Source organism: Arthrobacter sp. JUb115, assembly GCF_004365035.1.
In the GTDB taxonomy this organism is placed as follows: domain Bacteria; phylum Actinomycetota; class Actinomycetes; order Actinomycetales; family Micrococcaceae; genus Glutamicibacter.
Genome location: NZ_SOBS01000009.1, coordinates 17,957 through 34,736 on the forward strand (window position 1 = coordinate 17,957; position 16,780 = coordinate 34,736).

Sequence of the window (16,780 nt, forward strand, 5' to 3'; positions counted from 1 at the left end):
GAGGAAGCAAATCCCAAGATTCCAACGTGTAAATCGAAGCTAAGCATGACGGATACTCAACAAGAATGAGTTGGTTTGAATTCCAGATAAATGCTTTCCCTTATCCTGAACTCATGACTAATCGCTTCCCAGGCCATAACCAAGAGAAAGTCGATGAAGCAGTCAATCTTATCGACAAATTACACGCGTAAATTACTTAATTCTCAAGGTTCCAGAGCCTGACAGCGAACTAGCTGCAGACGAAATAGCCACCAAGAATAAAATACCAGGCCAGCAAAGAGCTAGTTCTGCGCGTATTCAGCGAAGCCACCCGAAAACCACTCAAACGAGCTGCCGGATAACCACCGGCCAAACCGCTGCACAAACACCCCAGATGAACATGCATAGGGGCGAACAACCACTCCTGGCAACGCCCGCACTTAGCAAGGTCCGCTCAACAGACTCACACGTATCACAACGAACAACAACGGAACCCGACCCCGGCTAAATAGCGGTGTGCTCCCCGGGCCTATTCCCTCTCATCGCACAGTCCAGCAAAATCCGTCGGCCGGCAGCCTGCTTTCGATCACGGCATGACGAGCAGCCACTGACAAACCAAACATTTTTGCGCTTACCGAAAATAAACGCCCGCGGCAACTTCAACCGCTAGTTGAGCAGACCCCAAGAACCGGAAAATCCAAGTGAATCGAGGCAGCCTGCAGCCAGTAGCCTACAACCAGGCCTCAAGCGGCCGAAGGTCCCTGCGCACGGCATGTTCCCCCACCAACAGGAAAGAACACCCCACAGAGATGATCGGCGAGCGCTTCCAGGTGGCAATGTAATAGAAGACAACTGACACATTTCAGCTATGAGGTGACAACGATGCATAGAGCTTTAGCGTAGGACTTCGTAGCAGCAGACCGAATTTGATCCATACCCTCTTGGTTCTCACCCCGCTACTGCGCATACTGCTCTTCCTGAGGAGTGGTTCAGACGGTCATTATGAGTCGATAGCATCAGGGATAACGGCAGTTTTCTGCCCTTGAACAAGCTAGGCGAAATCCTTAACGTGTGGGCTGAGGTGAATCTAGCGTTATGTGTCGGTCTGGCAGTAGCACTCGGCACCGGAATTATGTTGCTGGATCAGCCGATGATCAGAGTCCAAGCCTTCAATACCTTTGATAAATAGGACTATCTGCTTGGAATAACTGCCATGTTGGCACCTGTTCAATATCGATCGATTCTGGCTATCTAAGGCAATGGCCCTGCTTGCGCTTAAACAACTACCCCAAGACGCTCGTCCTTCATCACAAACTCTTTGATCGTTCTGTTTATAAGCACCCAGACCTTGCGTTTTTCTTTCTGAGTGAAGTCGTGCCGCTGATTGAACAGATCAAGCAGGAATTTGTAGTCGTTGTCTCCGTTCCCTCGATTGAAATCGTTCGGTGGGAACGCCTCGTTTTGCCACAGGTCGGCAAGCAACGCTCGCGAGAAGTATTCGCTCGTGAGATCAACGTTCTTATGGGAGGTGTATGCAGATCGTAGCTTCAAGAGCTGATGGAGCACGTTAACGCTGAGATCAAGCTCTTCGACCTCAAATAGGTTGACACATTGGCTTCCAATTGGAAATAGAGACTCTTGGGTTCGCCAGTTATGAATTGTGTAGAGATAGACAAGGGAAGTCTTGCCGCACACACAGATTCCTGTCCCGCGCGGGTCTTCCTCAACGCTTACCACCTGCCATTCCTGGACTGCCTGCGCCCAGTTGTTCGATAATGATGTTTCGATGACAGCGCGGCGCAACGTTGCGAAATTGTGTGTACTCATCCAGGCCCCTAGAAAATTCTTAGTATAGCCAGCGCACCCAAAATGATCGATACCGGGGTACCCAGCTAGAAAATACTCAATCAGGCACAACCGGACAAATTTTTGCCACTAAGTCCGTGACAAGTAGGTGCCACGCCTAACGGCGTGGCACCTACTTTCCTGTTCCCTAGTTTCTTTTATCAGGGTGCTTCGCTCACCTCAATATCCGAAATTTGCAAAGTCGGCAGCAACTTCGACGATCGCAGGTTAACCTCAGGGGCAAGCACCACTGTTTCTTCACCGTTGATAGCCGGGTTACCCAAGATAAGATTCTCTCCAACCGTTGCCTTATTGAGAGTCCTGGCTTGCGAAGCATAACCATCAGGAATCAAATGAGCTTGAACAGCTTTCTCCGTCTTACCATCAGAAAAATATGAAACAAGTCCGATACCAGTTTCAGTCAGATGTTGTGCGTCACCACACGAAATCCCACCTGCGCCACCATCGAATTTTGCTTCGGTCAACAGGCAGATACCAATATCGCCATGAGTCGATACCCAGAATTTGTTCTCCTGGTCTTCCCCAATGAAACGTACTGTCTTTGGTCTAAGACCAGAATTTTTCAGAGACTCAGCAAGAAAAGCGGGAAGCTTGTCTGCTGCAGTTTTAGGTTGGCTCAACACCTTCAGTTGGGCTTCTGGAGATGGAATATCGCTGGCCACAGCTTCGTGAGGGCTATTCAAGCCGGAGGATACCCCGATAGCAATTCCAAGAGCGGCAAGTGCAGCTACCCCTCCGAAGAGTACTGATTTCTTTCGAGTGCTATTCTTCATTTAAATCACCTCATTTCTCGTAAGCGCAGCGAATTTGGTAGTTAGATGTACCGGCATTTGCATACTGCCACCAGCACTGTGAATGATGAGTTTTGGAAGCCGTCTTATAAGGGGCGATAGCATGGCCAGTCCCACTCACTGATTTGTAGACGGTACCGTTTACTCCAGCGTTCGTGATTCCTTGAGCAGTCACAGTCATCAAGCGATGAGGAACGAATCCTTCAGTTTGCTTCGTTGCAGTGGTTCCGTTGGCATACCAGCTGGCCTTTACATACTGCGCTTTTACTCCGTCAAAGAACCACACCGTAGTTGCCTGGCTTGCTTGCGCTGTCGAGAAGACAAGCAAGAAAGCGAAAACACAGGCCACGAGAGGCTTTAATTTTCTACTCATTTTCAATTTCCCTTCTTTGGAAAAATGAGATGCTAAAAATGGACACGCGAATGTTTTTGAAACCTATCAAGTTTACGAGGCTAAAATAATAGGCGAACTTGATTGTTACAGTATCTTTATAAACCGACGTGATTTTACTCAGGAATTTTCCCCATGGCACCCCAAGGAGCTCTTGACTGGGCTACTATCACTTAATAGGGCCATTCGAAAGGTGCGGGAATTGAAACAGGGACTCTTTACAACATTGCTGATCGCATCTTCTGCGCTAGTCATGACAGCTTGTGCATCAGCCAGCGATCTAGGAATCTTGGAACAAGATCCGCTACCCGAACAGCCCACGGCTCAGGCAAGCCAAATCCCTGAAATCATTGATCCAGGTTCACTGCGCTTTGCCGTCGAATACGAGGGCGCGAACTACTTCATCGGCACCTCAACAGATAAAAAAATGGGCTGTGTGCTGGCCTATCCCACAACAGGAAGTAACTGGCTCAGCGGGTGCGGGTTACTCGGCGGAAACAACGCCATCGTCAACACAAGCAACGGGACCGGAACCCAAGTCCTCCTGGTTGCTGATGACGCAGATCCCAAATCGCTGACAGGTGATGGCTGGACTCAGATCCATCAGAATATCTACCTGCACCGCTAGAACGAGCAGCGGAGGGGCCTATTGAACAGGCACCACTTCCTCCACTCGTTTGACCGCTTTTCATTCTGAATGTAATCCTATTGATAGGAACTTACCTTTAGGAAACTAGAAGAGTTCTCAGCTAGTGCGGAATCCCCAAATGCTGCACTAGCTAGTTGCCTGGCAATCCCCCAAGGTGCCAGGCAATAGCATCTGGGTTAAGTCCCAAGTACCCGGGTGTGCAGAAAGGCTCTCAACGCTTGTGTTGAGAGCCTTATTTGTAGCTCCGGCAGTTGTGGCTATTGGCCTTATATGGCGGCTAATTTCAGCTAGCATGGCGGTCCAGATGTACCATGCGGCAAGCTTGAATGGGCGAGTGGGTAAGAGAAGGCATCGCCGTCGCTGACATCAACCCGGAGGTCATCGCCGCCGCTCGTGACCAGCAGCGCATGTGGGCCGACCGTCGCATGTCACTCGGACATCGACAACACCGCACCTTGACCTCAAACTGACCACCAACAGTCCCGAAAGAAGCCGTTCCAGACACGAGGAGCCACAGCCTACCTGAAGCCCACTGGGAACAGCACGGGAAACCTGTTGGTGAGCGCATGGGAGGCATGCAAGGCAGACGGACCATACCGCCCAGCGGCACTCATCTGACACAGCATACTGCCGGTCCCCTGGAGTGCGCGGCCTGCAGGGGCAGGGACATACCATCGGTCAGGGATCTCGGACCGCGGGACCTGGCTTAGCGCCGAGGCCGGATTAACGCCGCGTCCCTTGGGTCATGCACAAGGCCTCCGATCCACTGGATGCAATGACCAGGTCTCGCGCGCGGCGTCACCGGCCAGAGTTCTGCTGCAGGACCATGGCCGACGGTATGCCCCCACTCACCATTCACCTGGCTGCACGAGATCTAGGCGAGATCCGCGCGTTGAGGAGAACACTGCCGGAGAGCCGCCCCCTTGCGTCCACAGCGATGCCAGAAACGAACGGCAAGCGCAGCAAGGCATGGAGGACCTACTGTCCGGCACGGGTGCATCCAGCCCTCGAGGCCTAGGCTGCCGGCCCGCCGCTGTGGCGGTATGTCCCCCACCAACCAGGCACCAAGTGCCAGGCAGAGAAGCCATGTCCGGCGCACGGCAAACAACCACTCCGAACACCACCCCAGGACGCGAGTTCCGTCCGTATTCATCAACACCATCAGAACCAGCGAAGACAGGCAGTGTGCAGGCAGCCGTCACAAGATACACGCACCCAAAAGAGTGTGGGCAGCTGCCTGGAGGCTCCACCGAACATGGGCGGTCTTCCACGCTGAGCCGGTCGAGGTGCAGCTTCTTGGAACGCTGCCTCAGAAAGCTGCCTCAGAAAAAAGGGGGGGGTTTACATGGTGCATGCAGTCACGGCCGCTACCAGCGGGCTCATGCATGCGGCCGGCAGACACCCAAGGGGACATACTGCCAGCACCCGAGCCCAGGGCGCCCGGATCTCGGACTGGCCCCACCACGCGCCTCGACCCCACACCAACCCTTGGCCCTCTAGTCCGTGCCCGGTGGCCTGTGGTCTGTGGGAGCACTAGTCAACGAAGCCGACCCGAACCATCAACTGCCAGAACCTTCGGCCGCCCGGATCTTCGGCCGCCAAGGAAGACCAACACCCCACCGCACAGGAAGGACGAGCCGCCAACGATGAGCTGCCAACAGCGGCCGGCCCACACACGGGCGGTATGTCCCCCCACCAACCAGGCACCAAGCAGCACGTGCAGGTAAAGAACCAGGGTCCGGTGCACGGCGAGCGCAACCACTCCGAGCACTACCCCAGAACGCTGGAGCTGAAACGCGGAGCTGGGAAGGACCACCAGTCGACACAGGGCCAGTGCGCACACCCAGCAGACGAAGACCCGGTAGAACACTAGGAGAGGAAGCATTTCTCACTAACTCACAGATGTTCTCCTCGAAACGAAAACGCAGCATCGGTGCTCCATGAGATACTCAAATCATCGATACTTTTCAAAGTAGAAAGTGGCCTGACATTGCCTAAAGGATTCAGCATCAACAAGCAAGCGATCCGGAAGATGACGCGCGATATCGAGCGTGAATTCGCTAAAAATCCCGTTAGGGTTCCATTGGAAACTGACCCTTCAGCTGTTTCTTTGCCCACTGCGACAACTATCAACAACTACAACGGACCGGTAGTGACCGTTCAGGGCGATCATGCACAGCTTGCTTGGGGCAATCAGAACGTTGAACAGACGCAGAATGCTAGTGAGCAAGTTGCTCCTGGCTATGAAACTCTTGCAGGTTTGCTCACCGATATTCTAGCGAGCTTACCGAATTTTCAACTTGATAGTTCAGACGAGGATGAGGTCCGCTCAAATGCCACGAGCGTTCTGCAGGAAGTAGTCAAGGCTGAACCGGATCAAGGTCTTGTACGTCGAGGAATAACGATGGTCAAGGGTTTGCTGGCGCCAGTGGCGAGTGGTCTTAGCAAGGCGGCAACGGATGAAACCGCAGAAACTGCTCGCGAAGTGATCGAAGCGCTCGGACAGTCTTTACCTTTCTAAATGTGCTTCTAGATCTATGCAGCTGACCAAAACTGAATGTCATCCGCGGTAGTCGTTTACGATGCACGTGAACGCAGTATGGAGGAGAGATGTGATGGCATCGCCAAAAAGAGCTGAGGCATTTCCAATGGACTTCATTAAGGGAGTCTGCGATGTTCTCGCTCAGACCGATTTTCCCGGCCTTACCGGTTCAGAACTTGACTCACTTCTTCCGATGATTGGCATCCAGCGGCGAGAGGATGGAAGGAATAAGCGTGAGAGCCTATATTTCACGTTGAACAACAAGCAATACTCCCAAAAGGCCGGCAACTGTGTCATCGCCTTCATTAACAAAACAATGTCACCAAGTCGCTATTCGCGTGACCCCGCGCGATTTACGCAACTACGCGATCAGTTGAACGAATTCATGGTCCACCATGGATATCGGATCACCGATGAAGGAAAATTGGCCCGCGGTAAAAAGGCCAGCACCATCTCGGAGGCAGCAACACTGGCTGGAACACTTCATGTTGAACTCCGTCGACGCGGTACCCACGAAGAGTTATTCAGGTACTGTGCTGAGGAGTTTATTACACGGTCGCTGTTCCACGCGATGACAGAAGCGTCTAAGAGCATCCCAAATCGCATCCGAGAAATGACTAAACTGGCGGGTGATGGTGACGCTCTATACAACGGAGTTTTCGGAACGCGCCAAGACACTCCGCATCTCTACATCAACAAATATGAGACTGATTCAGAGATTAGCGAACACCGTGGTTTCAAGAATCTGCTCCTTGGCGTTCACGGCCACTATAGGAATCCTCGTGCACATTCGAGTCGAATCAACAATGTCGAAATTATGCCAGATTTCTACGATGCCTTCGCGCTCTTCTCATATATCCACCGCCGGCTCGATGCTGCTACAAAACAGCCAAAGCCATGAGCTCCAAAACGTCATCGATGCCCCTCGGCGCCCCTTCACCTTGACTGTAAAATCCTTGGACGGGTGCCCGATGAGCAGAGAACATCAAATCCAGAGAAGGATAAGCAAGAGCAAGTTCCAGCTATAAATCTATCAAGCCATGATCGAATAAACTCCAACAGCACCACCACGAACAGCCCCAGGATCCCGCACCCGACTAAAAGTCAGTACGCTATCAGGACTTTCCGTTATGTTGTTGGTTGTTGACAGCCCCTAAAACATCGAAATCTTCATACACTGTGTAACGCATGGCGTCCTTCTTCATTGTCAATCCTTGATGGTTTCCGCCTGCATGTTTTGCCTAGACGGCGAGCGCGAGGCGTTGTTTTTCTTCGATGTGCAGTAGTGCGCGTTTTGGGACTTTGATGGTTTTGAGGTCTCCGAGCATTTTGCGGATTTGTGTGTAGGCGGTGTGGCGTTCGTGGTCGGTGGCTCCGACGCCTTCAGCGATGGTGAGTAGTGCGCGGATGCGCTGGATGGTTTTGAGTTCTTTGGCTGGGATTTTGGTGGTGCTGATCCTCTGGGCGTTGGCGTAGGCGGTTTCCCAGGCGTCTTCGAAGGCGTGGACTGCTTTGGGGTAGGCCAGGGTGTTGAGGTCCGTGGAGAGGGTGAATGTGGCTGGCATGTCGGGGATGGCGTTTTCTGCGTCTCGCATGGCCCGGTAGAGCTTGCTGGTGGCTCTAATTTTGATGTCTGTCAGTGCGGGGAGGTCGAAGAGCATGTCCCAGTCGGTTTCTGCCTTGAGTACGTTGCGGCGCATTGCCTCGTGGCGGTCGGTGACGGTCTTCCAGCGTTCAGCGATTTTGGCTTGTTCTTCCTCTAGCGCTTTGCGCTGCGCCTCTTGGGCTTCTAGTTGTTTGCGCTGGCGCTGTTGGCGCTGGCGCAGCTTGCTGATGCTCCAGATGATGGCTGCGATGAGGGCGATGGCTGCGATGGCCACGCCGATCCAGAGGAGGACCATGAGGGGTGTTCCGGTATCTGCTGGTGCCGTAGTCTCAGGTAGCGGTGTGGGTGTTGGTGAAGGATCGGGTTTCGCTTCGCTGTTCTCGTTGCCGGTTTCCTTATTCAAGATCCCTGGCAGCACAGACAATCCAGTGACGACTAGCCCTCCAAATAGCAAGATAGCTAGTGCCCCGCCTGCAGATGCCTCGCCTCGTGCTGCTTTGATTCCTTGTGCTAAAGCTGCAAGGACGCAGCCTAAAAGGATCACGACTACAAGTGCAGGGATGATCTCTTGAAAGGAAGAGTCGACCCCGTTCATTGCAGAATCTCCGATAACCATAGCTTTTTACTTTCTGGGACTGGTTTGCATGCTTTGGGGGATTGCTCTTTCTGTAGGTGTAGTTAGCCTCGGTCAGGGGACATACCGGTCACAGCTCCAGAGGTTTTTCGTTCGGCGACCCTGAGGCAGCGCTGGCAGGTCACTTTTTTGATATTGGTGGTGGTTGATGCGGTGAGTGCTGTACAGCGGGCGATGAAGCTATCGACAAAGGTGAAACCGGGGATCGATAGTTGATCGTTGACTAGGTGTATTTGCTCCTCGTTCATCGCATTTCCTGACGTTCTATGTCACGGCAAGGAGTATCGCTGAGCTGAGGCAGCCGATGGTTAGGAAGGTGAGGAACAATTGCACCAGGGTGACAGCTCTGATGGAGAATCCCCCTTTTTTGTCCTGGAGGAAGATCATGGGAGCTCCTGAGCCTAGAAGCCAGAAGCTGAAGATTCCTAGAGCGGCTAGTCCGAGTATTGTCCACATAGGGACCTCTTTTCTGGTCAAGTTGTGATGTGAGGATTCAAGATCATCCAGAAGGTCATGGCGGACCACAGCGAAGTTACGATGAGTGCAGACGGGCCACTGAAGCTTCGAATCCCGAATTCTCTGAGGGTTGAGGCTGTAAAGAAGATGAGAACGCTGAGTATCAGCAGAGCGAAGACGATCAGAAACATGCCTTACTGACTTTCCTTGCGTGAGTCCTGGATGAGGCGTTCTGCACGAGCTTGTTCGGCGTTGATTTCTCGTTCTTTCGCTTTGCCAATACGGTCGATCCGTTCTTGTTCTGCTGCCGTTTCACGGGCCTGAGTGTCAGCGATCCGCCTTTGCTTCATGCCTTCATAGTCGAGTAGGCGTTGTTCTAAGTTTTTGGGCGGGAATTGTCGGATCAGTTGGGTCAGCACGAAAAGAAGTAGAACTGCGCAGAGTCCGGTCACAGCAGCGTGAGCGAAGTATTTTTCAGGAGATCCCAACTCCTTGAAATCTAGGATTCTCCGCAGATAGAAGTAGAACAGCACCCAAAGTGTGCCGGTAATTATCAACAGCCAGCTGTTGATCGCTTGTCGTCCAGCCCAGGTCATTGGCCATCCGAGCAGGGACTGGCGGTCGTAGGGCAGGCGTTCGTACCGGTCGAAGAATAGTGCTGTTGGTTCTCCAAAGTGGTAGGAGATTGCTGTTCGTAGATTCTCGTGCTCGATGGCGCTGGGGGCAGGTAGGCCCCGTTGCTGGCGTTTTGCTTTCTGGCGCTGATAGCTGAGCACCCGTCCAGCGATGCTCTCAGCACCTTTGACATCTTCAACGATGGTCTGGGTGAACTCCTGAGCTTTTTTCTGGATAGTCATAACCGGGGATCCTCAGTTTTCGGGTGTGGTGGTGTTCAGGCGGCCGGAGCCAGTGCCAGAAGGTGAGTCGGTGCAGGGGTCCAGAATTCCTGGTACCCGCCGTGGTTCATGTCTTCGGCGACGTGGGTGATGAGATAACTAGCGCAGAGGTTCGCTGGGTTGATCTCTTTGACGTGCGACTGGGCAAAGTTCGCTGCAATGCGGGATATCTGCAGGCTGTGAGATGAGCCGATGGTATGTCCCTCATAGGACACGAGCCAGGATGGCCAGGCGTAAGGGTTTTTCTTGATCTTGATGTGCGTGTACATGATGCTTTCCATTCGTTGTGGTGGTGGTCGTGGGATGAGTTTCATGAGTTGGATCGTGGAACCTACTTTCTGATGAAGGGTTAGCTGCTGAGTAGTTGGTCAGCTGGTGGTTCGGCCTTTTGGTGGCCTTTGATGGAGCTGTATGGAGCTTTGCCAGTGCGGCCGGTGTTATCGACGCTCACGGTTTTAGCGTTGGCCCTGAGCACCTGGTGCCAGTGCGGACCGATCAGGACGTAGTCGCCCGGGCTAATGGTGTCTTTGCTGTAGTTGCCGATACGTCCGGCTTTGAGGTGTTCACGCTGCACGCTTTGCCAGTACTGGATCTGCTCTGCAAGTGCAGCCATTTCTTCCTGGGCGCGGGTTTTTGCTTCCCCAGATGCTGGTGGAACTTCACGCTCATAGGGTGTGGCACGGTTCGCGGTGTATCCGTCGATGGACCGCTTGAGCTGGCGCATCTGTGCGGTGAGCTTTTCGATCCTGTTGGATACTGTCTGCGGGTTATTCCGCGCGCCTGTGGCGTGGTGGGCGGCTTCGGCTTTTTCGAACGCCTGAAGTGCTGCCTGGTCGGCTTCAACGCTGTTCTTCCAGGCGGTGTTTGCATTGTCGATCGCCTGCAGGTGCCGAGTTTCCGAGTGGTGGCCAGCCTTGACTGGTTCTCCGGCAGCTGGGAGACGGTGGTGGGCGGCAAAGAATGCTTGTTCAGCCTCGTTGGCTTCGTGCGCTTTACGTTCCGCGACGCCCTGCAAGTGTTGAGCCCTCTGGGCAGCGCGTTCGGCGAGGTCCGCTTCAACTTCGGCCGTATTCCGGACTGAGTGATCAAGGTGTACGTGAACAGCGTGGTGTGCTGCAGTGAGTGCTTTCGTGGTTTCTTTGATGATCTGCAGCTTTGGAGTGTTGTCGCGGGACTGGGGGACATACCATTTCTCTAATCCGCGGCCCCACTTCCAGCCGCGGGCTTTAAGGATCTCGTTGGCCCCGTCCCCGCGGGCTGTACCTTCGAGCAGTGTTCCAGCACTTGGGGTGTGCGTGATAGTTATGCTCATTGCCTTGTCCTTCTCAGTGCTTGGTGCGGTCGTAGACTGCCAGCGCGCCGTTGTAGCTATGGCCCGTTTGGTTTTGGATGAGGCGCAGATAGCGCGAGTCGCTGGTGTGGGCGTGGTTTCCCCCGCTGGTGTGCCATTCATGATCTGGTTTCCAGGTGTTGCTTGTGGTGTCCCAGTGGGCCGGTATGAGGTTGGCTTCCGTCTGTCCGTAGATCGTCTTGGTGCGAAGTAGCACGGGAGCTTCAATGTCTTCGTGCTGGGTGCTGGTGCCCTCAGTGAGGTGATGGACTTCCCATTGCTCATCTGCGTAGTAGCCGACGAGGGTTAGCTCGTCATAGATGGCGCTGAGCCCGGTGTGGATGTAGTGAGGGTTGTCTGCTGGACGGAGGACCCCAAGGGTGAGGGTGGTGTGCTCCGGGGTACTCATGGTGCGCTCTCCTTCTTGTTGTCTTGGTGGCGGGCTAGGACGCTGGTGGCTTGGTCAATGAGTTGCTGGTGGGAGCAAGCGGCCCAGCTGGGGCGCTCGTTAGTTGCTGTGGTGCGGACGGTTTCTTCCTCGATGACCTGCTGGCAGTCGCTGATCAGTCCGGTCAGTTCTTTTGCAGTGAGCGTGGCGAGATAAGCGGTTGATTCGCGGTTGTTCGTTGCTGCGAGTTTCTCGGTGTGCTGGGCCAGTGAGTGGGTCATCGGGGCATCCTGTTCTGCTTGTTATGCGGTAGTTAGCTCTGGGTGGGGGCAGTTCCTGTCATGGGAGTCTGAATTTTTAGCGTTGAGCCCTTGGGCGCCCTGTGGTGGTGTTGCGGTTCCGGACCCAGGCTTCTGCGCTGGCTTTGAGGTAGAGGGCAACGGTGTTGGTGCTGAGGGCTACCGGCGGGAAGGTGGGGTCTTTCTGGGATAGTTCGCGCACGCGCTGGCGGGTAATGCCCGCGTGGGTGGCGATGTCGGTCAGAGTGACCAGATCCGGAATTTGCGCGGTGGCGTAATCGGCGTCGAAGTCCTTTTCTGTGCGTAGTGTCATCGTGGTGATTTCGGCTCCGGCAAGGGGGCCGGTGGTCAGCAGTCCTGTAGTCCGCTGGGCCGCATCGAGGTGCTCGTCAGCTTCGAGGGTGAGCGAGATGGTGATGCTGGCGAGGTTCTTTGGATCGATGGTTGCTGAGACCCCGTGGTCAGTGAGATGGGCCGTGAGATCAAGCAGTTCGGCGTCTTCGTGAAGTGGCTGCGGGAGGGTCAGTTTGGTGTAGATATGCCAAGTGGTCATGGTGGTTCCTTTTCTAGAGGTGGGGAGGGTGGCCGCCGGGGTTTCCCGGCGGTCTTGCGACCTACTGCGGTTCGATGAATCCCTGCCGTTTGAGATCAGCCATGAAGTTTTTCCATGCTTTGTGATCGCTCGGCGTCCGGTGGGTTCCGATGGTCAGCTGGTCCTTGTTGGGTGGGTAGATCATCCAGCCTGACTTGGTTTCCCTGACTCGGAATCCTTGGCGTTCAAGCTCTGGTATGAGCTTGCGAACCTTTTTTTCGTGTCGCATCTGCGAACCTCTTTCTCTTGATCTGACAAATGCAACTTTACTAAAAGACTTGTCATGTGACAACCATTTGTCTAGGTTTATTTTCTAGGCACTGATTTTGGCCTCGGCGACCATTGGAGAATCCGTGGCAGAAAGCCGATCCAGACAGAGCTATCCCCTGAGCAATCAGGACAGGCTTGATGCCCGGCGAGCGCCGTGGAAGAGAAAGGGATGTGATGATTTCACGCAAGCAGTTGGAGCCGACCTTGGGTCGGCATGGCTTCTCGTATGTCGAGGAGCCCGGTTTCCAGAGTTTTCATCGCGTGCATCGTGATGGCGATGACCAGTATGTGCGGTTTTTTACGTGGTCTAACAAGGCGCACGCTGAAAAAGCGGGAATTCCGCGGGCCTATTTGGTGGTGGTGTTGCGTGAGGGGCGGTTTCGACTCCCTTTGGTGCAGTGGCCTTCTAGTGAGCAGGCGCGGGTTCCGTTTGGTGAGGTGCTCGATGAGCTGGAGAGGGTTTTTCTAGGTCCTTTGGAGATGGATGCTGCTTCACGGTCTCAGGTCTTCGCTGGATTGGAGGATCGCTATGTTCTGTAGTGGCGCGCTGGTGCGTGGCAAGCTGCGGTGGGCAGGGGTCTCTGCGCTGATCATTGGTCTGGGTTTGAGTGGTTGTTCAGCGGTGGATTCTGTGGATCTCTCGTCGTGGCGTTCTGACTCGGCCGAATCGGTGAGTCCTTCGTTGAAGCAGGACTATGCTCTGGCGTTGAAGCAGCTGGATCAGGTTGAGGTGAAGGGACGTACCGCGAAAATTGGGTATGCGCGGGATCAGTTTGGCCAAGGGTGGAAGGACCCTGACCGCAATGGGTGCGATGCGCGCAATGATGTGCTGGCCCGTGACCTGCATGAGGTGAAGTTCAAGCCAGGATCGGCGCAGTGCACGGTGCTCTCGGGGATTTTCTCTGATCCGTACACGGGAGAGCAGATTGAGTTCGTGCGCGGTCCTTCCACGAGCACTGCAGTGCAGATTGATCATGTCGTTGCTTTGTCTGACAGCTGGCAAAAGGGCGCCCAGCTGTGGAGTAGTGAGAAGCGGTTGCAGTTCGCTAATGACCCGTTGAATCTGCTGGCCTCCGATGGTCCCACTAATGCGGCCAAGGGGGATAAGGACGCTGCGACCTGGTTGCCTCCGAATAAGGGGTTCCGGTGTGATTACGTGGCAAGGCAGACAGAGGTGAAAGCCAAATATGGGGTGTGGATGACTCCTGCTGAGCATCAAGCTATCAAGAGGATTTTGGAGCGCTGCATGTAACGGCCTCTAGGCAGTACTTCGACTTTTTGTAGGCTGGTTAGGAAGAAGAGATCAGCAATATTGGAGGGACATACCGTGTCTGAAGCTTCTCGACTTTATGAGATCCGAACAATCAAAGCAGGATTAGCCGTGAATTCCCGGCTCTTGAAGATGGCGTGGGTCCTTGCCGGGACTATTTTGCTCGCCATTGTCCTCCTAGTGGCCTACCTCTGGGCAGATAATGGGTTGACTAGTGCCCTGAGTAATCAGAGTGCTGCTGTCGCTTGGCCTACCTACGCATTCCTGGCCCTGGCTGCCGCGATGTCTGCGGTCGTGGTCACTGTTTTTACCCGGCGCAAGCTTGATCTCGAAGCGCAGCTGGCCCTGCTGCAGATCAAGCCACAAGACAGCTAATCCGTGAACAACGGTCTTCTGGAGGAACACCTATGGGACATACCATCACCCCTGAGCGCATCACCCGATTAGCCCCAAACGAAGTGTTCGTCTTCGGTTCGAATGCTAAAGGGCGGCACCTCGGTGGCGCGGCCCGCACCGCATGGCTCAAATTCGGGGCGAAATTCGGCAAAGGAACCGGCCACCATGGGCAAAGCTACGCCATCGACTCTATGAGCGGACTACCTACCCTCGAACACCAGGCCCAAGAGTTCATCGACTATGCCACGGAGCATCAGGAGCTCACGTTCCTCCTCACCCCGATCGGCACCGGCATTGCAGGACTCACGGCCGAGCAAGTCGCCCCACTCTTTCGCAATGCACCACCCAACATCACCCTGCCCGCATCTTTCGCAAGCATCATCAACTAACCCACCCCGTATCCGGGGACATACCACCACTAAGGAGAGCCCACTTGGCCCGCGAAACCCGCATCACCCTCATCGACGACATTGACGGCACCGAAGCGACCGAATCCATCAACTTCACCATCAACGCCAACAGCTACGAGATCGACCTCAACGACACCAACGCCGCAGCCTTCCGCGCCGCCTTCCAGCCCTACATCGACTCAGCCCAGCACAACACCCAGCAGGCGACAACAGACTCCCAGGCAATCCGCGAATGGGCCGCCAAGAACAACATCCAAGTCAACGCCCGCGGCCGCATCAAACAAGAAATCATCGACCAGTACTACAACTCGCTGCGCAAACAAGCAGCCGGCCGAAACTAGACACCACGCAAAAAGAGGCCAGGGCGGGGACGGTATGTCCCCACCCTGGCCCCTTTCAACAATCTCCCGCACCATCCCAAGTCACACCTGAGGACAGGACGCCGGTAACGATCCTGCAGCGCTCTAGAGTTTCCCCAGCGCCGCTCACAAGCATTCACAAAAGCGGCAGATGCAAAAGCCCCGCCAGTCGTTTACCGAAGGCAAGCAGCCAACCTAGTCATCAATACCGGACGTAGCAGGATCTCCCCACATCATTGTTCGCTCCTCACCCACCACCATTGCTTGAGTCGCTGTCATGTTCTTCTGTGCCAGACCGCGAAGACTTAACGCATTCGGTAAGTCTTGCTGTTCAGTACGTGCTTTCTTAAGAATCTGCGAAATGCGCCCATTAGAGATCATGGCATAGCTACTGATCTCCGTAGAAGAGACTCCGTCTTCACAGGCAGAGACAATTCGCCGGTCCCTTTCGGCAATCGCTTCCTTGGTTTCACGCTCGCCAGCCTCAATTGCACGCATTGCGCTGGAAATACTAGTGAAGTGCATTTCCCGTCGAATCATTTGGACCGCAGTCACAAGATCAGAAGCCTCCCGTCCCACAGCCTCAGGAGAGCCTTCCTCCTGGAAGCGCAGGGCTGTGTCGATCCAAAGCGTCGCTTCGTCGTTCGCAAACCCCTTTCGGCGCTGATGGGGAATATCTGCGCACTTGTTCATCTCCATCACCTCTGCGAGCGCTAGGTGCAAGGTCTCCAAGTCGATATTGAGATGGGTATGGGCGTACCGGATAAGTGAGAGCGTTTCATCGGCCCAGCGGTGCCCTCGCTTGGTCTGGAGCTCAGCGTCATCACGCAATAGCTGAAGTGTTACACCGACTACACCGCTATTGGCTTCGGCTGTGATGATCCTGGTCCGGATGATGAGGCGGATCGCGAGTGCCCTGAGAGTTGCTGCCGAGGCTGAGCGTGACTCCAGGTAACTGGTGAAATCACCGAGTTTCAAGGCGCTGGATTCTTCGGCGCCCCAAATGTTGGGTGAATACGCGAGGTAGGGACGCGTGACTTCTGGGATGTAGTGAAGCGGTTCGCCGACCTCAAGGTTGAGCTGGGTTTCCCGCGATGGGTCTGCCGCTATTTGTTGCGTGAAGGCTTGCAGGCGGTCAAAAGTTTTCACGGTCATTCCCTCCAGTATTTTAGTGCGCTAAACCAAAGTTTAGCGCACTAAAATACTGACGTCCACAGTTCCCGAGCTTCCAACCAGCCCATCACCGGCCCCAGGATCAAGCCACCGGCCGAAACTAGACACCACGCAATAAGAGGCCAGGGTGCTGAGAGTAGATCAAAGCCACCGCATTTAGACCGATCAACTGCAGGCATTACAACAATCACCAAATTGAAGTCTCTGAACGAACAGGGAACGCCTCATCCCGAAGAACACGACATTTTTCAGATTCCCAGATTCCAAAGCCACCCGAAGCGAAACCCGAGAAATACGGATTGGACACTGGTCATGAGTGGAAGCAATTCTCTGATCAACGAATGGACTGCAGCATAAGATCAAACTTCTGCTACATCAGATAGCGAAAGATAGCAAATCTTTTCCATCGCAAAACCGCTAAAAATCAAAATAATACCGTGTCAACGGCCAATTTCTAACGTTCCGATAACAAATTCTATGATT

22 protein-coding genes are annotated in these 16,780 nt (G+C 54.2%); 9 read left to right on the forward strand and 13 right to left on the reverse strand.

Features of this window, described 5'->3' with window-relative positions; translation table 11 throughout:
- Positions 1–1,254: 1,254 nt before the first annotated feature.
- The 3 genes from EDF61_RS14500 to EDF61_RS14510 all read right to left on the reverse strand — a co-directional run bounded on the left by EDF61_RS14500 (position 1,255) and on the right by EDF61_RS14510 (position 3,009).
- The gene (locus EDF61_RS14500; RefSeq protein WP_133834522.1) at positions 1,255–1,806 is read right to left on the reverse strand and encodes a hypothetical protein; all 552 of its coding nucleotides are present in this window, start codon (positions 1,804–1,806) and stop codon (positions 1,255–1,257) included.
- Positions 1,807–1,985: 179 nt separating this feature from the next.
- Positions 1,986–2,618, reverse strand: a complete 633-nt coding sequence (locus EDF61_RS14505) for a hypothetical protein (RefSeq protein WP_133834523.1) — start codon at positions 2,616–2,618, stop codon at positions 1,986–1,988.
- 10 nt (positions 2,619–2,628) lie between these two features.
- On the reverse strand, positions 2,629–3,009 hold the full coding sequence (locus EDF61_RS14510) for a hypothetical protein (RefSeq protein ID WP_133834524.1): 381 nt from the start codon (positions 3,007–3,009) through the stop codon (positions 2,629–2,631).
- Positions 3,010–3,229: 220 nt separating this feature from the next.
- On the opposite strand from EDF61_RS14510, the gene EDF61_RS14515 reads away from it, so the two are divergent.
- The 4 genes from EDF61_RS14515 (at position 3,230) to EDF61_RS14535 (ending at position 7,119) form a co-directional block, all read left to right on the forward strand.
- A complete protein-coding gene (locus EDF61_RS14515) occupies positions 3,230–3,655 on the forward strand; it encodes a hypothetical protein (RefSeq protein ID WP_133834525.1) in 426 nt (141 codons plus the stop codon).
- A gap of 1,705 nt (positions 3,656–5,360) precedes the next feature.
- A complete protein-coding gene (locus EDF61_RS14525; RefSeq protein ID WP_133834526.1) occupies positions 5,361–5,549 on the forward strand; it encodes a hypothetical protein in 189 nt (62 codons plus the stop codon).
- 60 nt (positions 5,550–5,609) lie between these two features.
- Positions 5,610–6,197, forward strand: coding sequence for a hypothetical protein (locus tag EDF61_RS14530; protein WP_286172272.1), 588 nt, complete (start codon positions 5,610–5,612; stop codon positions 6,195–6,197).
- 94 nt (positions 6,198–6,291) lie between these two features.
- Positions 6,292–7,119 (forward strand): TIGR02391 family protein, encoded by an 828-nt coding sequence (locus EDF61_RS14535; protein WP_133834527.1) that lies wholly within the window; start codon positions 6,292–6,294, stop codon positions 7,117–7,119.
- 340 nt (positions 7,120–7,459) lie between these two features.
- On the opposite strand, the gene EDF61_RS14540 is transcribed toward EDF61_RS14535, so the two are convergent.
- From EDF61_RS14540 to EDF61_RS14575, 9 genes are all read right to left on the reverse strand, one after another.
- On the reverse strand, positions 7,460–8,227 hold the full coding sequence (locus EDF61_RS14540; protein ID WP_133834528.1) for a hypothetical protein: 768 nt from the start codon (positions 8,225–8,227) through the stop codon (positions 7,460–7,462).
- Positions 8,228–8,502: 275 nt separating this feature from the next.
- A complete protein-coding gene (locus tag EDF61_RS14545; RefSeq protein ID WP_133834529.1) occupies positions 8,503–8,706 on the reverse strand; it encodes a hypothetical protein in 204 nt (67 codons plus the stop codon).
- Between the two features lie 402 nt (positions 8,707–9,108).
- Complete coding sequence (locus EDF61_RS14550; RefSeq protein WP_133834530.1) at positions 9,109–9,771, reverse strand: hypothetical protein; 663 nt, start codon at positions 9,769–9,771, stop codon at positions 9,109–9,111.
- 35 nt (positions 9,772–9,806) lie between these two features.
- Complete coding sequence (locus tag EDF61_RS14555; protein ID WP_133834531.1) at positions 9,807–10,079, reverse strand: hypothetical protein; 273 nt, start codon at positions 10,077–10,079, stop codon at positions 9,807–9,809.
- Positions 10,080–10,159: 80 nt separating this feature from the next.
- Entirely contained in the window at positions 10,160–11,122 is a 963-nt protein-coding gene (locus EDF61_RS14560; protein WP_166650826.1) for a DUF3560 domain-containing protein, read from the reverse strand.
- A 13-nt stretch (positions 11,123–11,135) separates the two neighbouring features.
- Entirely contained in the window at positions 11,136–11,549 is a 414-nt protein-coding gene (locus EDF61_RS18830; RefSeq protein ID WP_166650827.1) for a DUF8317 domain-containing protein, read from the reverse strand.
- Positions 11,546–11,809, reverse strand: a complete 264-nt coding sequence (locus tag EDF61_RS14565; RefSeq protein WP_133834533.1) for a hypothetical protein — start codon at positions 11,807–11,809, stop codon at positions 11,546–11,548. Before EDF61_RS14565 ends, EDF61_RS18830 begins: the two co-directional genes overlap by 4 nt.
- A gap of 76 nt (positions 11,810–11,885) precedes the next feature.
- The gene (locus EDF61_RS14570; protein WP_133834534.1) at positions 11,886–12,380 is read right to left on the reverse strand and encodes a hypothetical protein; all 495 of its coding nucleotides are present in this window, start codon (positions 12,378–12,380) and stop codon (positions 11,886–11,888) included.
- A 61-nt stretch (positions 12,381–12,441) separates the two neighbouring features.
- Complete coding sequence (locus EDF61_RS14575; RefSeq protein ID WP_060700378.1) at positions 12,442–12,648, reverse strand: hypothetical protein; 207 nt, start codon at positions 12,646–12,648, stop codon at positions 12,442–12,444.
- Between the two features lie 215 nt (positions 12,649–12,863).
- Here EDF61_RS14575 and EDF61_RS14580 point away from each other — a divergent pair, with 215 nt between their 5' ends.
- The 5 genes from EDF61_RS14580 to EDF61_RS14600 all read left to right on the forward strand — a co-directional run bounded on the left by EDF61_RS14580 (position 12,864) and on the right by EDF61_RS14600 (position 15,106).
- On the forward strand, positions 12,864–13,229 hold the full coding sequence (locus tag EDF61_RS14580) for a hypothetical protein (protein WP_133834535.1): 366 nt from the start codon (positions 12,864–12,866) through the stop codon (positions 13,227–13,229).
- 10 nt (positions 13,230–13,239) lie between these two features.
- Positions 13,240–13,941, forward strand: coding sequence for an HNH endonuclease family protein (locus tag EDF61_RS14585; protein ID WP_286172273.1), 702 nt, complete (start codon positions 13,240–13,242; stop codon positions 13,939–13,941).
- Positions 13,942–14,070: 129 nt separating this feature from the next.
- Entirely contained in the window at positions 14,071–14,334 is a 264-nt protein-coding gene (locus EDF61_RS14590) for a hypothetical protein (RefSeq protein ID WP_133834536.1), read from the forward strand.
- A 32-nt stretch (positions 14,335–14,366) separates the two neighbouring features.
- The gene (locus EDF61_RS14595) at positions 14,367–14,744 is read left to right on the forward strand and encodes an A1S_2505 family phage non-structural protein (RefSeq protein ID WP_133834537.1); all 378 of its coding nucleotides are present in this window, start codon (positions 14,367–14,369) and stop codon (positions 14,742–14,744) included.
- 44 nt (positions 14,745–14,788) lie between these two features.
- Positions 14,789–15,106: a histone-like nucleoid-structuring protein Lsr2 gene (locus EDF61_RS14600; protein ID WP_121867936.1), complete on the forward strand. Its 318-nt coding sequence runs from the start codon at positions 14,789–14,791 to the stop codon at positions 15,104–15,106.
- A 213-nt stretch (positions 15,107–15,319) separates the two neighbouring features.
- Here EDF61_RS14600 and EDF61_RS14605 read toward each other — a convergent pair whose 3' ends face one another.
- A complete protein-coding gene (locus tag EDF61_RS14605) occupies positions 15,320–16,273 on the reverse strand; it encodes a hypothetical protein (protein ID WP_133834538.1) in 954 nt (317 codons plus the stop codon).
- Positions 16,274–16,780 lie beyond the last annotated feature (507 nt).

Excerpts from the sequence above, each read along its gene's own strand:
- EDF61_RS14500 (WP_133834522.1), bottom strand. The coding sequence starts at position 1,806 with ATGAGTACACACAATTTCGCAACGTTGCGCCGCGCTGTCATCGAAACA.
- EDF61_RS14505 (WP_133834523.1), bottom strand. The coding sequence starts at position 2,618 with ATGAAGAATAGCACTCGAAAGAAATCAGTACTCTTCGGAGGGGTAGCT.
- EDF61_RS14510 (WP_133834524.1), bottom strand. The coding sequence starts at position 3,009 with ATGAGTAGAAAATTAAAGCCTCTCGTGGCCTGTGTTTTCGCTTTCTTG.
- EDF61_RS14525 (WP_133834526.1), top strand. The coding sequence starts at position 5,361 with ATGTCCCCCCACCAACCAGGCACCAAGCAGCACGTGCAGGTAAAGAAC.
- EDF61_RS14535 (WP_133834527.1), top strand. The coding sequence starts at position 6,292 with ATGGCATCGCCAAAAAGAGCTGAGGCATTTCCAATGGACTTCATTAAG.
- EDF61_RS14545 (WP_133834529.1), bottom strand. The coding sequence starts at position 8,706 with ATGAACGAGGAGCAAATACACCTAGTCAACGATCAACTATCGATCCCC.
- EDF61_RS14550 (WP_133834530.1), bottom strand. The coding sequence starts at position 9,771 with ATGACTATCCAGAAAAAAGCTCAGGAGTTCACCCAGACCATCGTTGAA.
- EDF61_RS14555 (WP_133834531.1), bottom strand. The coding sequence starts at position 10,079 with ATGTACACGCACATCAAGATCAAGAAAAACCCTTACGCCTGGCCATCC.
- EDF61_RS14560 (WP_166650826.1), bottom strand. The coding sequence starts at position 11,122 with ATGAGCATAACTATCACGCACACCCCAAGTGCTGGAACACTGCTCGAA.
- EDF61_RS18830 (WP_166650827.1), bottom strand. The coding sequence starts at position 11,549 with ATGAGTACCCCGGAGCACACCACCCTCACCCTTGGGGTCCTCCGTCCA.
- EDF61_RS14565 (WP_133834533.1), bottom strand. The coding sequence starts at position 11,809 with ATGACCCACTCACTGGCCCAGCACACCGAGAAACTCGCAGCAACGAAC.
- EDF61_RS14570 (WP_133834534.1), bottom strand. The coding sequence starts at position 12,380 with ATGACCACTTGGCATATCTACACCAAACTGACCCTCCCGCAGCCACTT.
- EDF61_RS14575 (WP_060700378.1), bottom strand. The coding sequence starts at position 12,648 with ATGCGACACGAAAAAAAGGTTCGCAAGCTCATACCAGAGCTTGAACGC.
- EDF61_RS14580 (WP_133834535.1), top strand. The coding sequence starts at position 12,864 with ATGATTTCACGCAAGCAGTTGGAGCCGACCTTGGGTCGGCATGGCTTC.
- EDF61_RS14595 (WP_133834537.1), top strand. The coding sequence starts at position 14,367 with ATGGGACATACCATCACCCCTGAGCGCATCACCCGATTAGCCCCAAAC.